Source organism: Desulfoprunum benzoelyticum (assembly GCF_014201505.1).
Classification (GTDB): domain Bacteria; phylum Desulfobacterota; class Desulfobulbia; order Desulfobulbales; family Desulfocapsaceae; genus Desulfoprunum; species Desulfoprunum benzoelyticum.
This window is the reverse complement of record NZ_JACHEO010000012.1, coordinates 100193-117703: the sequence shown is the minus strand read 5'-3', so window position 1 is coordinate 117703 and position 17511 is coordinate 100193. Positions and strand designations below refer to the sequence as shown.

General features: G+C 59.3%; 20 protein-coding genes. 18 read left to right on the top strand and 2 right to left on the bottom strand.

The window, feature by feature from the left end; translation table 11 throughout:
- The first annotated feature begins 272 nt into the window (after positions 1–272).
- From HNQ81_RS11170 to HNQ81_RS11140, 7 genes are all read left to right on the top strand, one after another.
- The gene (locus tag HNQ81_RS11170; RefSeq protein WP_183351377.1) at positions 273–722 is read left to right on the top strand and encodes a nucleotidyltransferase; all 450 of its coding nucleotides are present in this window, start codon (positions 273–275) and stop codon (positions 720–722) included.
- A 118-nt stretch (positions 723–840) separates the two neighbouring features.
- Positions 841–1494, top strand: a complete 654-nt coding sequence (locus HNQ81_RS11165) for a flavodoxin family protein (protein WP_183351375.1) — start codon at positions 841–843, stop codon at positions 1492–1494.
- A 50-nt stretch (positions 1495–1544) separates the two neighbouring features.
- Positions 1545–1862, top strand: coding sequence for a YajD family HNH nuclease (locus HNQ81_RS11160; RefSeq protein ID WP_183351373.1), 318 nt, complete (start codon positions 1545–1547; stop codon positions 1860–1862).
- A 71-nt stretch (positions 1863–1933) separates the two neighbouring features.
- Positions 1934–2767 carry a formate/nitrite transporter family protein gene (locus tag HNQ81_RS11155; protein WP_183351371.1) on the top strand — a complete coding sequence of 278 codons (834 nt, stop codon included), beginning with the start codon at positions 1934–1936 and terminating at the stop codon, positions 2765–2767.
- Positions 2768–2784: 17 nt separating this feature from the next.
- The gene (locus HNQ81_RS11150; protein ID WP_183351369.1) at positions 2785–3003 is read left to right on the top strand and encodes a DUF6364 family protein; all 219 of its coding nucleotides are present in this window, start codon (positions 2785–2787) and stop codon (positions 3001–3003) included.
- A gap of 335 nt (positions 3004–3338) precedes the next feature.
- Entirely contained in the window at positions 3339–5315 is a 1977-nt protein-coding gene (gene abc-f / locus HNQ81_RS11145) for a ribosomal protection-like ABC-F family protein (RefSeq protein WP_183351367.1), read from the top strand.
- 222 nt (positions 5316–5537) lie between these two features.
- Positions 5538–6191 (top strand): rubredoxin-like domain-containing protein, encoded by a 654-nt coding sequence (locus HNQ81_RS11140; protein WP_221270861.1) that lies wholly within the window; start codon positions 5538–5540, stop codon positions 6189–6191.
- Between the two features lie 104 nt (positions 6192–6295).
- On the opposite strand, the gene HNQ81_RS11135 is transcribed toward HNQ81_RS11140, so the two are convergent.
- A complete protein-coding gene (locus tag HNQ81_RS11135; protein ID WP_183351365.1) occupies positions 6296–6973 on the bottom strand; it encodes a CBS and ACT domain-containing protein in 678 nt (225 codons plus the stop codon).
- A 404-nt stretch (positions 6974–7377) separates the two neighbouring features.
- On the opposite strand from HNQ81_RS11135, the gene HNQ81_RS11130 reads away from it, so the two are divergent.
- Both HNQ81_RS11130 and HNQ81_RS11125 read left to right on the top strand, forming a co-directional pair.
- Positions 7378–8688: a phenylacetate--CoA ligase family protein gene (locus tag HNQ81_RS11130; protein ID WP_183351363.1), complete on the top strand. Its 1311-nt coding sequence runs from the start codon at positions 7378–7380 to the stop codon at positions 8686–8688.
- 15 nt (positions 8689–8703) lie between these two features.
- Positions 8704–9135 (top strand): ACT domain-containing protein, encoded by a 432-nt coding sequence (locus tag HNQ81_RS11125; RefSeq protein ID WP_183351361.1) that lies wholly within the window; start codon positions 8704–8706, stop codon positions 9133–9135.
- A gap of 20 nt (positions 9136–9155) precedes the next feature.
- On the opposite strand, the gene HNQ81_RS11120 is transcribed toward HNQ81_RS11125, so the two are convergent.
- Positions 9156–9326, bottom strand: coding sequence for a hypothetical protein (locus HNQ81_RS11120; RefSeq protein ID WP_183351359.1), 171 nt, complete (start codon positions 9324–9326; stop codon positions 9156–9158).
- A 138-nt stretch (positions 9327–9464) separates the two neighbouring features.
- On the opposite strand from HNQ81_RS11120, the gene HNQ81_RS11115 reads away from it, so the two are divergent.
- The 9 genes from HNQ81_RS11115 to HNQ81_RS11075 all read left to right on the top strand — a co-directional run bounded on the left by HNQ81_RS11115 (position 9465) and on the right by HNQ81_RS11075 (position 17511).
- The gene (locus HNQ81_RS11115) at positions 9465–10355 is read left to right on the top strand and encodes a branched-chain amino acid ABC transporter permease (protein WP_183351357.1); all 891 of its coding nucleotides are present in this window, start codon (positions 9465–9467) and stop codon (positions 10353–10355) included.
- A 2-nt stretch (positions 10356–10357) separates the two neighbouring features.
- Positions 10358–11437 carry a branched-chain amino acid ABC transporter permease gene (locus tag HNQ81_RS11110; protein ID WP_337833443.1) on the top strand — a complete coding sequence of 360 codons (1080 nt, stop codon included), beginning with the start codon at positions 10358–10360 and terminating at the stop codon, positions 11435–11437.
- On the top strand, positions 11437–12192 hold the full coding sequence (locus tag HNQ81_RS11105) for an ABC transporter ATP-binding protein (protein ID WP_183351355.1): 756 nt from the start codon (positions 11437–11439) through the stop codon (positions 12190–12192). The genes HNQ81_RS11110 and HNQ81_RS11105 overlap by 1 nt, the downstream gene beginning before the upstream one ends.
- Before the next feature lie 15 nt (positions 12193–12207).
- Positions 12208–12930 carry an ABC transporter ATP-binding protein gene (locus HNQ81_RS11100; protein WP_183351353.1) on the top strand — a complete coding sequence of 241 codons (723 nt, stop codon included), beginning with the start codon at positions 12208–12210 and terminating at the stop codon, positions 12928–12930.
- 115 nt (positions 12931–13045) lie between these two features.
- Entirely contained in the window at positions 13046–14344 is a 1299-nt protein-coding gene (locus HNQ81_RS11095; protein ID WP_183351351.1) for a phenylacetate--CoA ligase family protein, read from the top strand.
- Between the two features lie 93 nt (positions 14345–14437).
- Positions 14438–15142 (top strand): ribonuclease PH, encoded by a 705-nt coding sequence (gene rph, locus HNQ81_RS11090; RefSeq protein WP_183351348.1) that lies wholly within the window; start codon positions 14438–14440, stop codon positions 15140–15142.
- Between the two features lie 21 nt (positions 15143–15163).
- Entirely contained in the window at positions 15164–15964 is an 801-nt protein-coding gene (locus HNQ81_RS11085) for a radical SAM family protein (protein ID WP_183351346.1), read from the top strand.
- A gap of 16 nt (positions 15965–15980) precedes the next feature.
- On the top strand, positions 15981–16562 hold the full coding sequence (locus HNQ81_RS11080) for a pyridoxamine 5'-phosphate oxidase family protein (protein WP_183351345.1): 582 nt from the start codon (positions 15981–15983) through the stop codon (positions 16560–16562).
- A gap of 337 nt (positions 16563–16899) precedes the next feature.
- Complete coding sequence (locus HNQ81_RS11075; protein WP_183351343.1) at positions 16900–17511, top strand: TetR/AcrR family transcriptional regulator; 612 nt, start codon at positions 16900–16902, stop codon at positions 17509–17511.

Below are 17511 nucleotides of genomic sequence, written 5' to 3'. Positions count from 1 at the left end.
GACGCCAAACACACGAGAGAGGAGCCCAGTGCGTTAGGAGCGCACGCTGGGATCTGCGCGGGGGGTGCAGGGTGACCTGCATTCCTACCGCGACCCAATGTACTTCACGTCAGGGGTTATCGAGGGGAATTGTATGGACACACTTCCGAGGCTAGACAAGAGTAAACTATTAGTTTCATCGTTATATGAGACTGAGGAAGAAAAGTCTTTTTGGCTATCAAAAGGGGCACAGGCACGTTTAGAAGCAATTGAACTGAACCGAAGGATGGTCTATGGATACGATCGAGTTACATCCAGACTTCAAAGATTTCTTGAGACTTCTGAACTCTCACGGCGTTGAATATTTGCTCGTTGGTGGTTATGCGGTGGGGTACCATGGGTATCCCCGTGCAACCGGAGATATGGATATTTGGATTGCGGTGAGTGAGGCCAATGCCCAGAAGGCGGCTATGGTACTCCATGATTTTGGAATGCCTAACGAGATGGTTTCGCAAGAATTGTTCCTTGACAAGGACAGAGTTATACGCATGGGCGTACCTCCGGTTCGCATAGAAGTTATCACTGGCGCTTCTGGCGTCAGCTTCTTGGAATGTTACTCTCGGCGCGAGGTGGTTGAAATTGACGGTATTTTGTTGAATTTCATTTCTCTCGAAGACCTCAAGGTCAACAAAAAAGCAGCTGCACGACATAAGGACCTGGAAGATTTGGAGCATTTGCCATAACCACCAAGTCCAGCCGATACCGGGAAGATTGCGGTTTTGAATTCTTACGTCAGTGGCCCGGTGCGGCTGACCAGCACGTTAGCCACAGTAATGGACCGTAAATAATAAAGGAGGAAAAATGAAGGTATTGGGTGTGTCAGGATCTCCAATAAAAAACAGTAACACAGATAGAGCGCTTAAAGCAGTTCTGGATGCAACAGGATGTGAAACGGAATTTATTAAGCTGATAGATTACACCGTCGCTCCTTGCAGAGCTTGTTTAGGGTGTCTTGAAACCAATCAGTGCGTTATCAACGATGACGGTATTATGTTAGCTGAAAAAGCAAAAAATGCAGATGCGTTGGTAATAGCTGGCTTCACACCATATTCCTCGCTTGATTCGCGAACCAAGGCATTTATCGAACGGTTGTATCCATTACGTCATAAAAAGGGATTTATGGCTGCCAAGCCGGGAGGTGCCGTCATTACGTGCTGTGTCTCAGAAGATAATGACGCATTGCCTCCCGCCTGCCAAATGGGTGTTAACGCCGTCCAGTTTTACATGATGGAAGAAGGAATGAACTTTGTAGGCGCTGTGAAAGTACAAGGGAATGTTCCATGTGTAAAATGTGGAAGCGGGGACGAATGCAAAATGTCTGGCATCAAAATGCTATATGGAGAAAATGCAACTGTTGAAACGGTTGGCATAAATACATTTGAAGATCAATCAATAGCAGTTGAAGCGGCCACCGAACTGGGAAGAAAAATCGCCCAAGCCTTAAAGAAGTTGTAACCGGCGAGCAAATCGCTGAACTCTATGATAAATTTTTCTAAAAAAATAAAATGAAAAATGTTGACTATCGAAATCAAGCGTTGAAACTTTTGCCGTGGGTCTGTGGAAAGTGTGGTCGAGATTTTTCAGGAAAAAAACTGCGCGAGTTGACGGTCCATCACAAGGATCATAATCCAAGGAACAATCCCCCCGACGGCAGCAACTGGGAACTGTTGTGCCTGTACTGTCATGATAACGAACATTCCCGCATGTTAGACGCCGAATGGTTGCCAGATCACAATTCAGATAACGAAAAAAAAGCCACAACTTCTCACACTCCTTTTGCAAACCTCAGTCAGCTTCTATCTGATAAGAAAGATGGCAAATAAGAATTCTCACAATAACCAATCGTTCGAGCAGAATGCCGTAGCTCGCCGCTAAATCAGAGAGCATGCATACCATGTCAGAAATCTTTGGCTTCGACGCTTTTTCGCCCAAGGAAATTGCTGAGAAAGTAGAAAAAATCGGCGTTGCCAAGGCGCGCCTTCCCCTCCTTTCCATGCTCATGCTGGGTGTGCTTGCCGGGGCTTTCATCGGTTTAGGTGCACTCTACTTTGTGTTGATTAAATCCGACGCTTCGCTGGGTTTTGCTACGGGCCAATTACTAGGCGGTTTAGCCTTTTCCTTGGGATTGATTCTTGTGGTTGTCGCCGGTGCAGAATTGTTCACGGGCAACAATCTGCTCGCCATGGCATGGGCAGATGGCAAGATTACAGCCTTTGAGTTGATGAAAAACTGGGCTGTTGTCTGCTGTGCAAATTTTATAGGTGCAGTCGGATTAGCGCTGCTGGTGTTCCTTTCCGGGCATCCTGAAATGAACAACGGCGCAATTGCAGATCAATATCTCAAAATCGCCGCTGCCAAATGCACCATGCCGTTCTGGACAGCTTTCTTTAAAGGAGTTCTGTGCAATGTTTTGGTTTGCATGGCCGTGTGGATGGCATTTGCCGGGCGCAGCGTCATCGATAAGGTCGTGGCGATCGTCTTTCCGATATCGGCATTCGTTGCCGCCGGCTTTGAACATAGCATCGCCAATATGTACTTTATCCCGCTTGCCATGCTGCTGAAAGCTTTTGGTCACACCGGATTGAACACCGATGCCATCACCTGGGTTGGATTCTTTAGCAATATAGTGCCGGTAATTCTAGGCAACCTCATCGGCGGCAGTGTGATAGTGGCACTTGTTTACCACGTCATCTATCGAAGGGTGCCAAGTGGGGACGAAAACCCCTGACATGGGGCAGAATACGGATGGACGACAATTTGATTGAATCAGCCAAAGAATACTCTGCGCAAACTGGAAAATCTGTGTCGCGGATCGTTGCTGATCTATTTGAAATAATAAAAAATGAGAAGTTGAATAAGGAAGAAACGCTCACTCCAACTATAAGATCATTGAAGGGGATACTTAAAGAGAAGCAAGTAGACGAAAAAGATTACAAGAAATATCTGGACAAAAAATATTTATAAAAACCTTCTTTGATACCAATGTCATTAGAGATAGCCGCGTTCTTAAAGTGGGTAGCCCCTCGGCCGGCAGGTTATTTCACCGTCGGTGCAAATATCCTGCACCACAATTCAGCAGGACGGCTGTCTGCTTACGACCTGTTTTGGCCAGCAGTGAAAGGGAATTTCAATTATTCCGCACCGCTGGTATACTCTTCCGTACCTCATATAGTATTATACCGTTAATACAGTTATTTAGCGTATTTCAAAGTTGTGAACACACTTGGTGTCCGAACTCGGTAATGATGCGTTTTACCTGGTGCAACAGATCAATATAACGAGAAAAACCATATACAAGCATGCTGTCAGTCAATCACCTTGATGTCCGTTACGGCGACAAGTACCTGTTCAAGGACATTTCGGTTCAGGTCCATACCGGCAACCGCATCGGCCTGGTCGGAGTCAACGGCGCCGGCAAGTCGACGCTGTTGAAAACCATGGCCGGGATTACCGCCACCGACGACGGCGTCGTCAACCGCTCGCGCCACTTTACCGTCGGCTACCTGCCGCAGGAGTCGAGCGCCCTGTTGTCGCAGAAGACCCTTTACGAGGAGGCCGAGAGCGCCTTCGCCCCGTTGCTCGCATTGCAGCGGGAGGCCGACCAGCTCCACGAGGAGCTCAAGACCTGCGACCCGGCGAGTGACGAGTTCCGCGAGATGCTCGAGCGGCAGGGAGATATCCAGCACCGCCTCGACGGCAGCGACATCTATACGGTCCGGGCCCGGATCGAGAAGGTCCTGCTCGGCCTCGGCTTTTCCCAGCAGGACCTGACGGCCCCGGCCTCGTCTTTTTCCGGCGGCTGGCTGATGCGGCTGATGCTGGCCAAGATGCTGCTCGAGGCCCCGTCGCTGCTGCTGCTCGATGAGCCGACCAATCACCTCGACCTGCAGTCGCTGACCTGGGTCGAGGAATTCCTGCGCAATCACCGCGGGGCGATGGTGATCATCTCCCATGACCGGACCTTCCTCGACCGCACCACCGAGATGACCTGGGAGCTCAGCCTCGGCCGGTTGACCGCCTACAAGGGCAACTATTCCTATTTTGTCCGGGAAAAGGAAGAGCGGCGGACGGTGGAGAAGGCGGCCTATGACAACCAGCAGGCCAAGATCCGCCAGACGATGCGATTCGTTGAGCGTTTCCGGGCCAAGTCGACGAAGGCCAAACAGGTGCAGAGCCGGGTCAAACAGATGGAGAAACTGGAGCTGATCGAGCTGGAGGACGACGAGCAGCAGATCCGCTTCACCTTCCCGCCGGCCCCGTCCTCCGGCCGCGATGTACTCCAGGTCGAGGGCCTGGCCAAAAGTTTCGGCAATCGGGAGGTCTTCGGCGGCGTCGACCTCCAGCTGCAGCGGGGCGACAAGGCGGCGGTGGTCGGCGTCAACGGCGCCGGCAAATCGACCTTCCTGAAGATCCTTGCCGGGCTGATCGCGCCGGATCGCGGTGAGGTGCGGCTCGGGGCCAATGTCCGTCGCTCGTACTTCGGTCAGCACCAGGCCCAGGAGTTGTCGCCGCAGCTGTCGGCGCTCGAGACCATGGCCCTGGTCGGCGAGGACCTGACCGTCACCCGGATGCGCTCGCTGCTCGGGGCCTTTCTGTTCCGCGGCGACGAGGTCGAGAAGAAGGTGGCGGTGCTCTCGGGCGGCGAGAAGAGCCGGCTGGCGCTGGCGCGGATGATCGCCACCCCGGCCAACCTGATGCTGCTCGACGAGCCGACCAACCATCTCGACATGAGTTCGCAGGAGGTGCTGCAGGAGGCGATGGCCCAGTACGACGGCACGATCGTCGTCGTCTCCCACAACCGCTATTTCGTCGACAGCTTCGTCAATCGGGTGATCGAGGTCAAGGATGGCCGGATCACCCTGTATGAGGGCAATGTCTCCGAGTATCTGGTCAAGCAGGCCGAACTGGGCGAGGAACGGGAGGCGTCAATAGCGGCGGCGGCCAGGGGCGAGATGGCGACCGTCGACGGCGACCCCTCCTCCAACCGGCGCGAGCGCAAGAAGCAGGAGGCCCTGCTGCGCCAGGAACGCAGTCGCCGGGCAGGTCCCTGGCTGCAGAAGGTCAAGGAGGCGGAAGCGCAGGTGGAAAAACTCGAGGCGGAAAAGGACGAGCTGGAGGCCCAGATGGCCGATCCGGATCTGTACCGCGACGAGAAGGCCTGGGTGGCGACCAGCCGGGCCTACGAGGAGTGCAAGCGGCGATTGGAAAGGTGGTATGAGCGGTGGGAGACGGCCCAGGGCAAGGTTGAAGAGATCGACCGGGACCTTTGCGAGTGATTGGCGATCAGCCTCGGCCCGATCGAGGTCGGGGAGGCCGATGTCAATGAATCCCGTTGTCGAACGGGCGCAGGCACGGTATGGTGACCGACAGTCATGGTTCCCCATTTTCAAGGCCTGCAGGTGCGTCTGGGCGTAGGGTCATGGAGCGTTGGCGTTGATGGTCGGGGACGGGTCTTTACGGTAAAGACCGGTTGATACTCACTAGAAGGGGGGATTGCGATGCGAAGATGGAAGTGCAAGGTCTGCGGCTATATTCATGAGGGGGCGGAACCCCCGGAGAAATGTCCGATCTGCATGGCCGACAGGACTCAATTCGCCGAGATTGATGCGAATGGCGATGAAATTACCGCCGCCCCGGTCGAAGAACCCAAGCCGGCGCCTGTCCCCCAGGAGACGGTTGCGGTCCCTGCACCGCGGCAATCACGATTCGGCGGGATGCTGGCCAAGCTGGTGCTCGGCCTTCACCTGCACCCCATATCGGTTCATTTTCCCAATGGCCTGTTGCCGGCGTCGGTGGTCTTTCTCGCCATCGGCATTTTTCTCGGTCTGGCGGCGTTCGGTGAGGCCGCCTTTTTCAACATGATTTTCGTCCTGGCGATGATGCCGGTCGTCATGGTCACCGGCTACCTCGAGTGGCAGCGGCGCTACCAGGGGGCGAAGACGTTTCTTTTTCTGGTCAAGATATCCTGCAGCATCGTTGTCCTTCTCTGTCTTCTGGCCCTGGTGATCTGGCGCTTCATCGATCCGACGGTGACCGATCCGGCTTCGACCGATCGTCTGCTCTACCTCGGCATCAGTCTCGTCATGCTTGTTGCAGCCGCGATCGCCGGGCATCTCGGCGGCAAGCTGGTCTTCGCCGGAAGGGGGAGATGAGCGGCAGTGGCGACGCCGGGTTGTGACGGATCGCCACCGTCTCCATGACGTCTGCGGTTGCCCCCAGCCGGGGACAGCCGCAACCGGCCCTGTCCCCGGTGCTGTCACGGCATCGGCGGCAGGAACGGGACGATATCCTTTTCATAGCGGGTCTTGACCTTGAATCCGCCCTCGGTCAGGGCCCTGATCGCCTTGTCGCCGTCGGCGGCTGCCACCCGTATGACCAGCTGGGTAACGCCGGGATAATCTTTTTCCGGCCAGCTGAAGAGGCTCTGGATATTGATCTCTGCCTCCTTGAGCAGTTCCGAAACCCCGGCCAGTGATCCGATGCTGTCACGGACGAAGATCCCGAGCCGGACGCTGTTATCGCTGATGCCGATGGCCTCGAGCAGGACCTCCATGACATCGGTGCTGGTGATGATGCCGACAAGGTTCCCCCCTTCCATGACCGGCAGCGAGCTGATGTCCCGGGTCTGCATGATGTAGGCGGCCCGCTCGATCGTGGTGTCCGGCGAGACGGTGACGACCGTTTTGGTCATGATGGTCCTGACCTCGACCTTCTGCAGCAGATAGTTCAGTTCGTGGACGCTGAGAGAGGTGGCGGGCGAGGCCCAGTTCTGTTTGAGATCGCGGTCGGAGACGATTCCCACCAGTTTTTTGTGTTTGTCGACTACCAGCAGGTGGTCGATCTTCTTTTCCTCGATCAAATCCCGTGCATCCGCCAGCGAGGTCTCCGGGGCGACTGTGATCAGGTCGGTGTGCATGATTCTGCCGATATACATGACATCTCTCCTAGTGCAGAAGGTTGGTGGCTGGTGGAACTGTTTTCCGTCGCTGCTATGAGTATATCATAATGACGGTGATTGCAGCCAGTTATATTATGTTTCCGGCCGAAATGCAGGGGTGCCGATCCCTGTGCGGGATGGAGCCGGAAGCGGACGGTAAAGAGGACAAAAAAGGCTTGCCGGGGATAAGCCTTTCAGGGTAGCTTGCTCTGTTATTTCAACGTGTGTACGCTGTTGTCGGGGCCGCTGGGCCGGCGTCGGGCGTACCGGGATACAACAACCATCAGGAGAAACCGTGACGAACGCAAAGGATGAAATGCTGTGGATGTCCGGCAACGAGGCCGTCGCCCTCGGCGCCTTCTTTGCCGGGGCCCGGGCCCTGGCGACATAGGAGAGAAGCAATGACGACAACGTATTGGGAAGAAGAGATGGAAACACTGCCCCGCGCCGGGCTGGAATCGATCCAGCTGCTGCGGCTGCGGAGGCTGGTGGCGCGGGTCTATGCCAAGGTCGAGCCTTATCGGCGGAAGATGGACGCGGCCGGGGTCAAACCCGACGACATCAGGACCCTGGCCGATCTGCAGAAGCTGCCCTTCACCTACAAGAACGACCTGCGTGACAACTATCCCTTCGGCCTGTTTACCGTGCCGCTCGATGAAGTCGTCCGGGTGCACGCCTCCTCCGGTACGACCGGCAAGTCGACGGTCGTCGGCTACACCAGGAAGGATATCGACACCTGGGCCAACCTCATGGCCCGGGCGATGACCTGTGCCGGCGCCCATCGCGGGGATATCGTCCACAACGCCTACGGCTACGGCCTGTTCACCGGCGGCCTCGGCGCCCATTACGGCGCCGAACGGCTCGGCGCCGCCGTCATCCCGGTGTCGGGCGGCAATACCAGGCGCCAGATCACGATCTTGCAGGATTTCGGGCCGACGGTCTTGATGTCGACTCCCTCCTATGCCCTCAACCTGGCCGACACGATGGAGGCGGTCGGGGTCGATCCGGCCACCCTGTCGCTCAGGATCGGGATTTTCGGCGCCGAGCCGTGGAGCAAGAACATGCGCGAGGAGGTGGAGAAGAAGCTCAACATCAAGGCTGTCGATATCTACGGCCTGTCCGAGGTCATCGGTCCGGGGGTGGCGATCGAATGCCGCAACTCCAACGGCGGCCTGCACATCTCCGAGGACCATTTCCTGCCCGAGGTCATCGACCCCGATACCGGCCGGGTCCTGCCGCCCGGCGAACTGGGGGAACTGGTCTTCACCACCCTGACGAAGGAGGCCATCCCGCTGATCCGCTACCGGACCAAGGATATTTCCCGGCTCTTCTACGACACCTGTTCCTGCGGCCGGACCCTGGTGCGGATGGAGAAGGTCACCGGCCGTACCGACGACATGCTGATCATCCGCGGCGTCAACGTCTTCCCGTCCCAGGTCGAGCATGTCCTGGTCGGGATCAAGGGCGTCGAACCCCATTACCAGATCGTCGTCGAGCGGGAGGGCAATCTCGACACCATGCAGGTGCTGGTCGAGGTCAGCGAGACCGTCTTCTCCGACGAGATCCGGATCCTGGAAAATCTCGCCAAGAAGATCCAGGTCGAGATCAAGGACCTGCTCGGGGTGACCTGCTCGGTCAAACTGGTCGAGCCGAGGACGATCCAGCGCAGCGAGGGCAAAGCCCAGCGCGTCATCGACAAACGTAAGCTCTAATCGCAGGAGGCCACTATGCGCGTAGAACAGATTGCAGTGTTTCTGGAGAACAAATCCGGGCGGCTGGCGGAGATCACCGCCGTTCTTGCCGACAACGGCATCAACATCAGGGCCCTGTCGGTGGCCGACACCGCCGATTTCGGCATCCTCCGGCTGATCGTCGACAAGGTCGAACTGGCCAAGAAGGTGCTGAAGGACAACGGTTTCACCGTCGGCAAGACCAATGTCCTGGCGGTCGAAGTCCCGGACCGGACCGGTGGCCTGGCGATGGTCCTGAAGACCATCGAAAAGGCCGGTATCAATGTCGAGTACATGTACGCCTTCGTCAACAAGTCCGGCGAGAACGCCGTCCTGATCTTCCGCTTCGAGGACATGGACAAGGCCATAGGATCGCTGCAGGCGGCCGGATTCACGATGCTTACCGGTGAGCAGATCTGTGCGTTATAGTTCTTTGCAGGTGCGAATGATCATGGTAGGAAATCGTTGTAAGTGGCGGTGATCAGCAGCAGGATTGAGCCGGCCGGGTGAGGGACGGCCTGCACCGTGGTCTTCGTTGCCTTGAGGGCGTTTTCGAGCGCGCCCTCGAGATGCCGGTCGAGCTGTTCCTGAAGAAAACCGCCTCCATCTTCGGCGGTCACGGTTTTGATGCTTTCGAGATGATGACCGTCAAGGATGGCAAATCCGTCACTTCTGCCGGGAAATAGCCGGTAATTCCAGGCCGGGCCGCCGTCCGTCCCGGCCTTTTTTGTCTACCCGCCCCGGGGACGCGATACGTTATGACCGTCGAACTCTTCATCCAGTACCTGGTTGCCGGCATCACCTACGGCAGCATCTACGCGATCGTCGCCATCGGCTTCAACATCATCTACAACACCACCGGCATCATCAATTTCGCCCAGGGGGAATTCGTCATGCTCGGCGGGATGCTGTCGATCACCTTTCTCCACTTCCTGCCGCTGCCGCTGGCGATCGCCGTCGCGGTCCTCTGCACCATGGCGATCGGCGCCGCCATCGAGATCCTGTTCATCCGCTGGCTGCACAATCCGGGAGTGCTGCGGATCGTCATGATCACCGTCGGCATCTCGATTTTGATACGGGAGGCGGCCCTCCATGTCTGGGGCGACAATGTCCATTCCCTGCCCTATTTCGTCGGCAATGCGGTCAGCACCATCGCCATTTTCGGCGCCCGGGTGTCGCCGCAGGTCCTGTGTGTCATCGGCGCCTGCGGCCTGATGGTCCTGTTCCTCATCGTCTTTTTCCAGATGACGTCGGTGGGACGGGAGATGCGGGCCTGCGCCGCCAACCGCACCGCGGCCGTCCTCTGCGGCATCGATACCCGCAACATGGTGACGCTGTCCTTCATTCTCAGCGCCGGCATCGGCGCCGTGGCCGGGGCGGTGATGTCACCGATCACCTACACCCAGTACGACATCGGCACCGGACTGGCGATCAAGGGTTTCACCGTCGCCATCCTCGGCGGCCTCGGCAACTCGCTGGGCGCCGTCGCCGCCGGCCTGCTTCTCGGGGTGATCGAGGCCTTCTCGGTGTCCGTCGTGCCGCTGGCCTTCCAGGACGCCATCTCCATCGCCATCCTGCTTGTCATTCTCTTCGTCAGGCCCCACGGCCTGTTCGGATCGAGTGCCGCCGCCGGGCTGAAGGAGTTCTGACCGTGAAGTGGAGAAACCTCGCCCTCCTGCCTCTTTTTGCCGTCATTGTCCTGGTCCAGGTACTCTGCAGCGCCACCGACAGCATCTACTACCTGACCCAGTTGACGATGTCGGCCTACTATTCGCTGCTCATCATCGGTCTCTGCGTGCTGATGGGCTATGCCGGCCAGATTTCGATGGGCCATGCCGGTTTTTTCGCCATCGGCGGCTACCTGTCGGCGGCCCTGACGACCCGGAGTCTTGTCGCCTTCCAGGATCATACCCTCGTTCGGCTGCTGCATGCCGCCGGCTGCCTGAGTGCCGGCCAGGACATCTACGGCGAACCCATGCTGGTGGTGACGCCGTGGGCCGCCTGCGTCATCGCGGTCCTGACGGCGGCGGTCGTCGCCCTGCTGCTCGGCATTCCGGTACTGAAGCTGAAGGGCCATTACCTGGCGATGGCCACCCTCGGTTTCGGCATCATCATCTACCGGATCGTCCTGGCGAGCAGCTATTTCGGTGAGGCCGACGGCATTTCCGGCGTTCCCGGTTTCACGCTGCTGCCCGGACTCAGTGTCAATGGCGAGTTTTCCAGCCGGGTTGAAAACTACTATATCGCCTGGGGCGTTCTGCTCCTCGGGATGCTGCTGCTCCGCAACCTGATCAACTCGCGGGCCGGCCGGGCGCTCAGGGCGATCCATGGGTCGATCGAGGCCGCCGATGCGGTGGGCGTCGATACCGCCCGCTTCAAGGTCTACACCTTTGTGCTGTCGGCGGTCTTCGCCGCCCTCGCCGGGGTCCTGCTTACCCACTACAACGGCGGCATCGGCCCTTCCGAGGCCGGCATCATGAAATCGGTGCGCTATGTGGCGATCGTCGCCGTCGGCGGCATGGCCAACCTCTGGGGGGCCCTGATCATGGGGGTGGTCCTCAATTTCCTGTCGCTGCGCGGCCTGTTCGGCTCCTATGACGATGCGGTCTTCGGCCTGATCCTGATCCTCATCATGCTCTTTGCCCCCGGCGGCATCCTCACCCTGCGTCTCGGTGGACTGTGGGAGCGGCTGAGGCCGAAGGCGAAGAGCGGAAAAGAGGGGGCGTCCTGATGGCTCTGCTGCGATTGATGCAACTGGGCAAACGCTTCGGCGGCCTGCAGGCGGTCAACGATGTCGGCTTTTCCCTGCGGCAAGGGGTGATCAAGGCGGTCATCGGTCCCAACGGGGCCGGCAAGACGACGCTGTTCAATCTGATTTCGGGGGCCCTCGCCCCCACCTCCGGCGAGATCCGGTTCCAGGGTAAGACGATCCAGGGACTGAAGCCCTATCGTATCGCCGCCCTCGGCATCGCCAGGACCTTTCAGAACATCAAGATGTTTGCCGGGATGACGGCGCTCGAGAACGTCATGGTCGGCCGCCATGTCCAGTCGGGTGCCGGTTTTGTCGCCTCGATGCTGCGGACCCCTCGCAGTCGCCGGGAAGAGGTGGCGATCCGGGAAAAGGCGCTCGAACTGCTCGATTTCCTCGGCATCGCCGACTGCGCCGACATCGAGGCGACCAGCCTTTCCTTCGGCCAGCAGCGCGCCGTCGAACTGGCCCGGGCCCTGGCCCTGGAACCGAAACTGCTCCTTCTCGACGAACCGGCGGCGGGACTCAATATTTACGAGACCGCCGAGGTCGGTCGGCTGATCGCCAGGATCAGGGATCTGGGGGTGACGATCCTCCTGGTCGAGCACGACATGTCGCTGGTCATGGATATTTCGGAGGAGATCGTGGTCCTCAGCTTCGGCGAGAAGATCGCCGAGGGGCTGCCGGCCGAGATCCAGAACAATCCGGAAGTCATCAAGGTGTATCTCGGTGAATAGGGGGAAGACGACAGGATGCTGAGAATACGGAATCTTGAGGCCGGATACGGACGGTTGCGGGTGTTGAAGAACATCTCGATGCATGTCAACCCCGGCGAGATCGTCACCATCATCGGCGCCAACGGCGCCGGCAAGACCACACTGTTGTCGACGATCGCCGGCCTCATCCGCGCCACTTCCGGGGAAATCAGCTTCCAGAATCAGGAGATCACCAGGCTGGCGGCCTCGAGAATACCGCGTCAGGGCTGCGTCATGGTGCCCGAGGGACGGCAGGTCTTCGCCTCGATGACGGTGGAGGAGAACCTGCTGCTCGGCGGCCACTCCCTGGGCCGGGCGGGGAGAAAGGAGCTGCCGGCGCTGCTCGACCATCAGTACGGACTGTTTCCGATCCTTCGGGATCGTCGCAGCCAGCTGGCCGGGACATTGTCCGGCGGCGAGCAGCAGATGCTGGCGATGGCCAGGGCGCTGATGTCGCGACCGTCACTGGTGATGATGGACGAACCGTCGACCGGTCTGGCGCCGCTGATCGTTCGCGATATCTTCCAGGTCATCGTCCGCCTGCGGCAGGAGGGCAACACCGTCCTCCTCGTCGAACAGAACGCCAAGGCAGCGCTCGCCATCGCCGACCGCGGCTATGTGCTCGAGACCGGCAAGGTCATTCTCCAGGGGTCAGCCGAGGACCTGCTGGCCAACAAGGATGTCCAGCGCGCCTATCTCGGCCGGGAAAAGATTCAGTAGCGGCACCCGGCCGCCAGCGGCCCGCCCCGGAGACGAGGAGTACCCCGGGGGCAGCGGAGTCTGGACAGAGCACCGGGAACAGGGAAAAGATCAACTTCAGCCGGAGAAGCCCCCTATGTTTTGGGAAAAGGAACTTGAATGCATGGCCAGGGAGGACCTGGAGCAGCTCCAACTGGAACGGTTGCAGTCCACCCTCTACCGGGTGGGAACGCATGTGCCCTTCTATCGGCAGAAATTCAACGAGCTCAAGGTCGATTACGAGGCCATCACTTCGCTCGAAGATCTGCGCCGGCTGCCGTTCACGATGAAACAGGACCTGCGCGACAACTACCCTTACGGCCTGTTCGCCGTGCCCCTGCGCGACGTCGTCCGGCTCCATTCCTCGTCCGGGACGACCGGCAAGGCCACCGTCGTCGGTTATACCAGAAACGATATCAAGACCTGGTCGAATCTGGCGGCGCGGATCCTGTGCAGCGCCGGAGTGACCGCCGACGACGTGATCCAGATCGCCTTCGGCTACGGCCTGTTCACCGGCGGCTTCGGGCTGCACTACGGCGCCGAGCGGCTGGGGGCCTCGGTCATCCCGATCTCCTCCGGCAACACCAAGCGCCAGATCCAGATCATGCAGGATTTCAAGACCACGGCCCTGGTCTGCACCCCCTCGTATGCCTTGAAGATCGCCGATGTGATGATGGAGATGGGGATCAACTCGAACGGTCTGTCGTTGAAGTACGGGTTGTTCGGCGCCGAACCATGGTCGGAGGCGATGCGACGGGAGATCAACGAGCGCCTTGGCATCATCGCCACCGACAATTACGGTCTGTCGGAGGTCATGGGACCCGGCGTCGCCGGTGAGTGCCGGGAGTGCAACGGTCTGCATCTCAACGAGGACCATTTCCTGGTCGAGATCCTTCACCCGACGACCCTCGAGCCGGTGACCCCAGGCGAGGTCGGGGAACTGGTCATCACCACCCTGACCAAGGAGGCCTTCCCGGTCATCCGCTACCGCACCCGCGATCTCGCCCGTTTCCTGCCCGGAGAATGCCCCTGCGGCCGGACATTCAAACGGATCAGTCGGATCATGGGGCGAACCGACGATATGCTGATCATCAAGGGGGTCAACGTCTTCCCGACCCAGATCGAGTCGGTACTGTTCGATATCGAGGGAACCGAGCCCCACTACCGCCTTGTTGTCGAACGCGAGCGGAATGAGGACAAGGTGACGGTCATGGTCGAGGCGGTCGAATCGATCTTCTTCGATGAGATGAAGAAGCAGCGGGCCCTGGTCGAAACGATCCGGCGCCGCCTGGCCTCGGAACTGGGGATCAGCGTCGAGGTCAAGTTGGTGGAGGAGAGGACCCTGGAACGGTTCGACGGCAAGGGCAACCGGGTGATCGACAGAAGGAAGTTCTAGCCCCGCAGCCGGGAGGCACCGTATTTTAACCCACGGCCCGGATTCCCCGTCACGGGGGTCGGGCCTTTTGCATCCGAGGAAACCCCAATCATTATGCGTCACCTGAACCGGGCCGCCGACTGTCTGCGGCCGCTGTCCATCGAAAGAGATTTTCAGCCCCAGGCTCATGCCTCGGTGCTGATCCGAATGGGCGGCACCCATGTCCTCTGCGCCGTCACCGTCGAGGAGAGCGTGCCGCCGTTTCTCAAGGATCGGGGGCAGGGGTGGATCACCGCCGAGTACGGCATGCTGCCCTGCGCCACCTCGACCCGCCATCGCCGCGAGACCTCGGGCCAGTCCGGCCGCAGCCTCGAGATCCAGCGTCTGATCGGCCGCAGCCTGCGGATGATGGTCGATCTGAAGGAGCTCGGCGAACGGACCCTGCGGGTCGACTGCGATGTGCTCAATGCCGACGGCGGCACCCGCACCGCCGCGATCACCGGGGCGGCGCTGGCGGTCCGGGCGGCCCTGGGCCGGTTGGTTGACGACGGCCGGATGGCGGCGCTGCCGCCGGTGCTGCCGGTCGCCGCCGTTTCGGTCGGCCTGGTGGGCGGCCAGGCTTTGCTCGATCTCGATTACGCCGAGGACTCGGCTGCCGAGGCCGACGCCAATTTCGTCATGGCCGGCGACGGCCGCTGGATCGAGATCCAGTCGACGGCCGAAGGCGTCCCCTTTTCGCACGACAGCTTTGTGGCGATGGCGGCGCTGGCGCGCAAGGGGATCACCGAACTCCTGGGACTGTGGGAGGGCGGACGGTAGCGGCAGCGATCGTCCAAACGGATGGAAGACAACTTCCGAAAGCCGGTCCGCGGCACCGCCGAATGGGCGGTCGCCACTGTCGACTGCGGCATCGGCTGCCCCCACGGCTGCCGCTACTGCTACGCCCGCGCCAAACTGGTCGACCGCCTGGGGCTGGTCGCCCCGGCGGCCTGGTCGACCTTCCGGATCGACGAGGAGGCGGTGCGGCGCAAGCACCCGCTGTATCCCGGTCAGGTCATGTTCCCGGCCCACCACGATATAGTCCCGGAGAATCTCGCCGCCTGCTGTGCCGTGCTGAGCAGCCTGCTGGCGGCCGGCAACCGGGTGCTGGTGGTGTCGAAGCCGCATCCTGATTGCATCGAGACCCTGTGCCGCGAGCTCTGGCGATTCCGGGAGCAGCTGCTGTTCCGGTTCACGATCACCGCCCGCGATGAGCGGATCCTTCACTTGTGGGAGCCGCGGGCGCCGGGCTATGATGAGCGCCGGGCCGCTCTCGCCCAGGCCTTTGGCCATGGTTTTGCCACCTCGGTGAGCGTCGAGCCGATGCTTGACGGCGGTGATGTCGTGGCAATGGTCCAGGACCTGCTGCCGCTGGTCAGCCACTCGATCTGGATCGGCAAAATGAACCGGGTCGGCGAGCGGGTGAGCTGTGATTCGCCGGCGATGGCACGGGAGATCGCGCGGATCGAGCGGCAGCAGGATGACGCCCGGATCCGGGAAATCTATCGGCAGTTGGGCGATCTGCCGATCATCCGCTGGAAGGAATCGATCAAGACCGTGCTCGGTCTGGCCCCGGCGGCCGCACCGGGACTGGATGTCTGACAGGGAGGAAACAGCGATGCGGCGCAGCCAGTGCGAGATCAAGGACAAGGGAAAAATCGAAGAGATTCTGCGGCGCTGCCGGATCGGCCGGCTGGCGACGGTCGGCGCCGACGGCTATCCCTACATCACCCCGCTCAACTATGTCTACCGGCAGGGGGCGATCTGGTTCCACTGTGCCCGGCAGGGCGAAAAGCTTCACAACATCGCCCGCGACCCCCGGGTGTGCTTCGAGGTCGATATCCCGCTGGCCTACAAGGGCACCGATTGTGACCCCGAGGCCCCGGCCTGCAGCGTCAGCCAGTTGTATCATTCGGTGGTCATCCGCGGCCGGGCCGAGGTCGTCACCGCGGTGGAAGAGAAGGTCGCCGCCCTCAACGCCCTGATGGCGGTCCACGAGGGGGTGCCCGGCTTCGGCCGGATTGGTGCCGCCGATCCGGGGGTCGCGGCCTGCCTGGTCGTGGCGGTGCGGATCGAGCGGATGAGCGGCAAGAGCGGCCTGGCCCAGAACAAGAGCGATGCCGACAAGGCGGGGATCCGCGCCTATCTCGAACGCCGGGGCCTGCCGGGGGATCTGGAGGCGGCCCGCCTGATTCGCTGATACCCCCGTCGCTTTGCATTATTGAAGGGCTGCACGTCAATATCCCTCCGAGGGCTCTCTTCCTTTCAGCTTTCAAAATACATCTCGTTTTGCCATCGGAATGACCCAAAACGAGCGGTTGCGGTCAGAACCGGTATAACCGTTCAATTCCGTCATGCACAGGGGAGATCAATCGCCTGAAACAGGTTGGAAGAGATGTGAAGGGGTGATCGGAACCTCCTCCTGCTTTGAAAATAATCGGCCGGCCAACTAATGCATTGACACGGACGGACCGTCCCTCTATATTTTATTGAACGTTCGTTCAAATTTTTGGGCAGCCTTTAGCCAAGGTGATTCTATGGGTCAATCAATCGGCAAGAGACAAACGCGGGAAGATATTCTCGAATTCTCAGTGTCTCTCTTTGCAGAGTTCGGCTACGATGGTGTTTCCATGCGGGACGTCGCTGCAGTCTGCGGCCTCACTCCGGCAGCGCTGTACTACCACTTTCCCCACAAGGAGGCTCTCTATCTAGAGGTTGTGGCGCATGCATTCAGGGAAAAGTCGGCTGCCCTGTTAAACAATCTCAAGGACTCTGATTCACCGTGGGTGCAACTTGAGAATTTCATTACCAACTTGGCCCATCTGGCGGCAAAGGACGAAATCTTCCTGCGTCTTATGCAATGGGTGAGACTGGACAGCGAAGAGATACGGCAGCAAAAACTTGCGGTCCATGTCTTCAAGGATCTCTTTCTCGCTGTGCATGCATTGGTGGCCAAATTGAATTCTCATTACGACCCCTATATGCTTTCCATGTCGATCATCAGTCTGGTGTTCCTCTCTTCTGAAGGGAGAAAGATTCGTAAGTTCATGCCGGGATACAGGCCTGAACATGACCAGCCCGATGTATTGGCAAGACATGTCATCGATCTGCTGCGCATGGGATTATTCCAACACCGTACTTCTGGCTAG

Excerpts from the sequence above, each read along its gene's own strand:
- HNQ81_RS11105 (WP_183351355.1), top strand. The coding sequence starts at position 11,437 with ATGGCTCTGCTGCGATTGATGCAACTGGGCAAACGCTTCGGCGGCCTG.
- HNQ81_RS11130 (WP_183351363.1), top strand. The coding sequence starts at position 7,378 with ATGACGACAACGTATTGGGAAGAAGAGATGGAAACACTGCCCCGCGCC.
- HNQ81_RS11075 (WP_183351343.1), top strand. The coding sequence starts at position 16,900 with ATGGGTCAATCAATCGGCAAGAGACAAACGCGGGAAGATATTCTCGAA.
- HNQ81_RS11115 (WP_183351357.1), top strand. The coding sequence starts at position 9,465 with ATGACCGTCGAACTCTTCATCCAGTACCTGGTTGCCGGCATCACCTAC.
- HNQ81_RS11170 (WP_183351377.1), top strand. The coding sequence starts at position 273 with ATGGATACGATCGAGTTACATCCAGACTTCAAAGATTTCTTGAGACTT.
- HNQ81_RS11140 (WP_221270861.1), top strand. The coding sequence starts at position 5,538 with ATGCGAAGATGGAAGTGCAAGGTCTGCGGCTATATTCATGAGGGGGCG.
- HNQ81_RS11150 (WP_183351369.1), top strand. The coding sequence starts at position 2,785 with ATGGACGACAATTTGATTGAATCAGCCAAAGAATACTCTGCGCAAACT.
- HNQ81_RS11125 (WP_183351361.1), top strand. The coding sequence starts at position 8,704 with ATGCGCGTAGAACAGATTGCAGTGTTTCTGGAGAACAAATCCGGGCGG.
- HNQ81_RS11165 (WP_183351375.1), top strand. The coding sequence starts at position 841 with ATGAAGGTATTGGGTGTGTCAGGATCTCCAATAAAAAACAGTAACACA.
- HNQ81_RS11095 (WP_183351351.1), top strand. The coding sequence starts at position 13,046 with ATGTTTTGGGAAAAGGAACTTGAATGCATGGCCAGGGAGGACCTGGAG.
- HNQ81_RS11155 (WP_183351371.1), top strand. The coding sequence starts at position 1,934 with ATGTCAGAAATCTTTGGCTTCGACGCTTTTTCGCCCAAGGAAATTGCT.
- HNQ81_RS11085 (WP_183351346.1), top strand. The coding sequence starts at position 15,164 with ATGGAAGACAACTTCCGAAAGCCGGTCCGCGGCACCGCCGAATGGGCG.
- abc-f (WP_183351367.1), top strand. The coding sequence starts at position 3,339 with ATGCTGTCAGTCAATCACCTTGATGTCCGTTACGGCGACAAGTACCTG.
- HNQ81_RS11135 (WP_183351365.1), bottom strand. The coding sequence starts at position 6,973 with ATGTATATCGGCAGAATCATGCACACCGACCTGATCACAGTCGCCCCG.
- HNQ81_RS11100 (WP_183351353.1), top strand. The coding sequence starts at position 12,208 with ATGCTGAGAATACGGAATCTTGAGGCCGGATACGGACGGTTGCGGGTG.
- HNQ81_RS11080 (WP_183351345.1), top strand. The coding sequence starts at position 15,981 with ATGCGGCGCAGCCAGTGCGAGATCAAGGACAAGGGAAAAATCGAAGAG.
- rph (WP_183351348.1), top strand. The coding sequence starts at position 14,438 with ATGCGTCACCTGAACCGGGCCGCCGACTGTCTGCGGCCGCTGTCCATC.
- HNQ81_RS11160 (WP_183351373.1), top strand. The coding sequence starts at position 1,545 with ATGAAAAATGTTGACTATCGAAATCAAGCGTTGAAACTTTTGCCGTGG.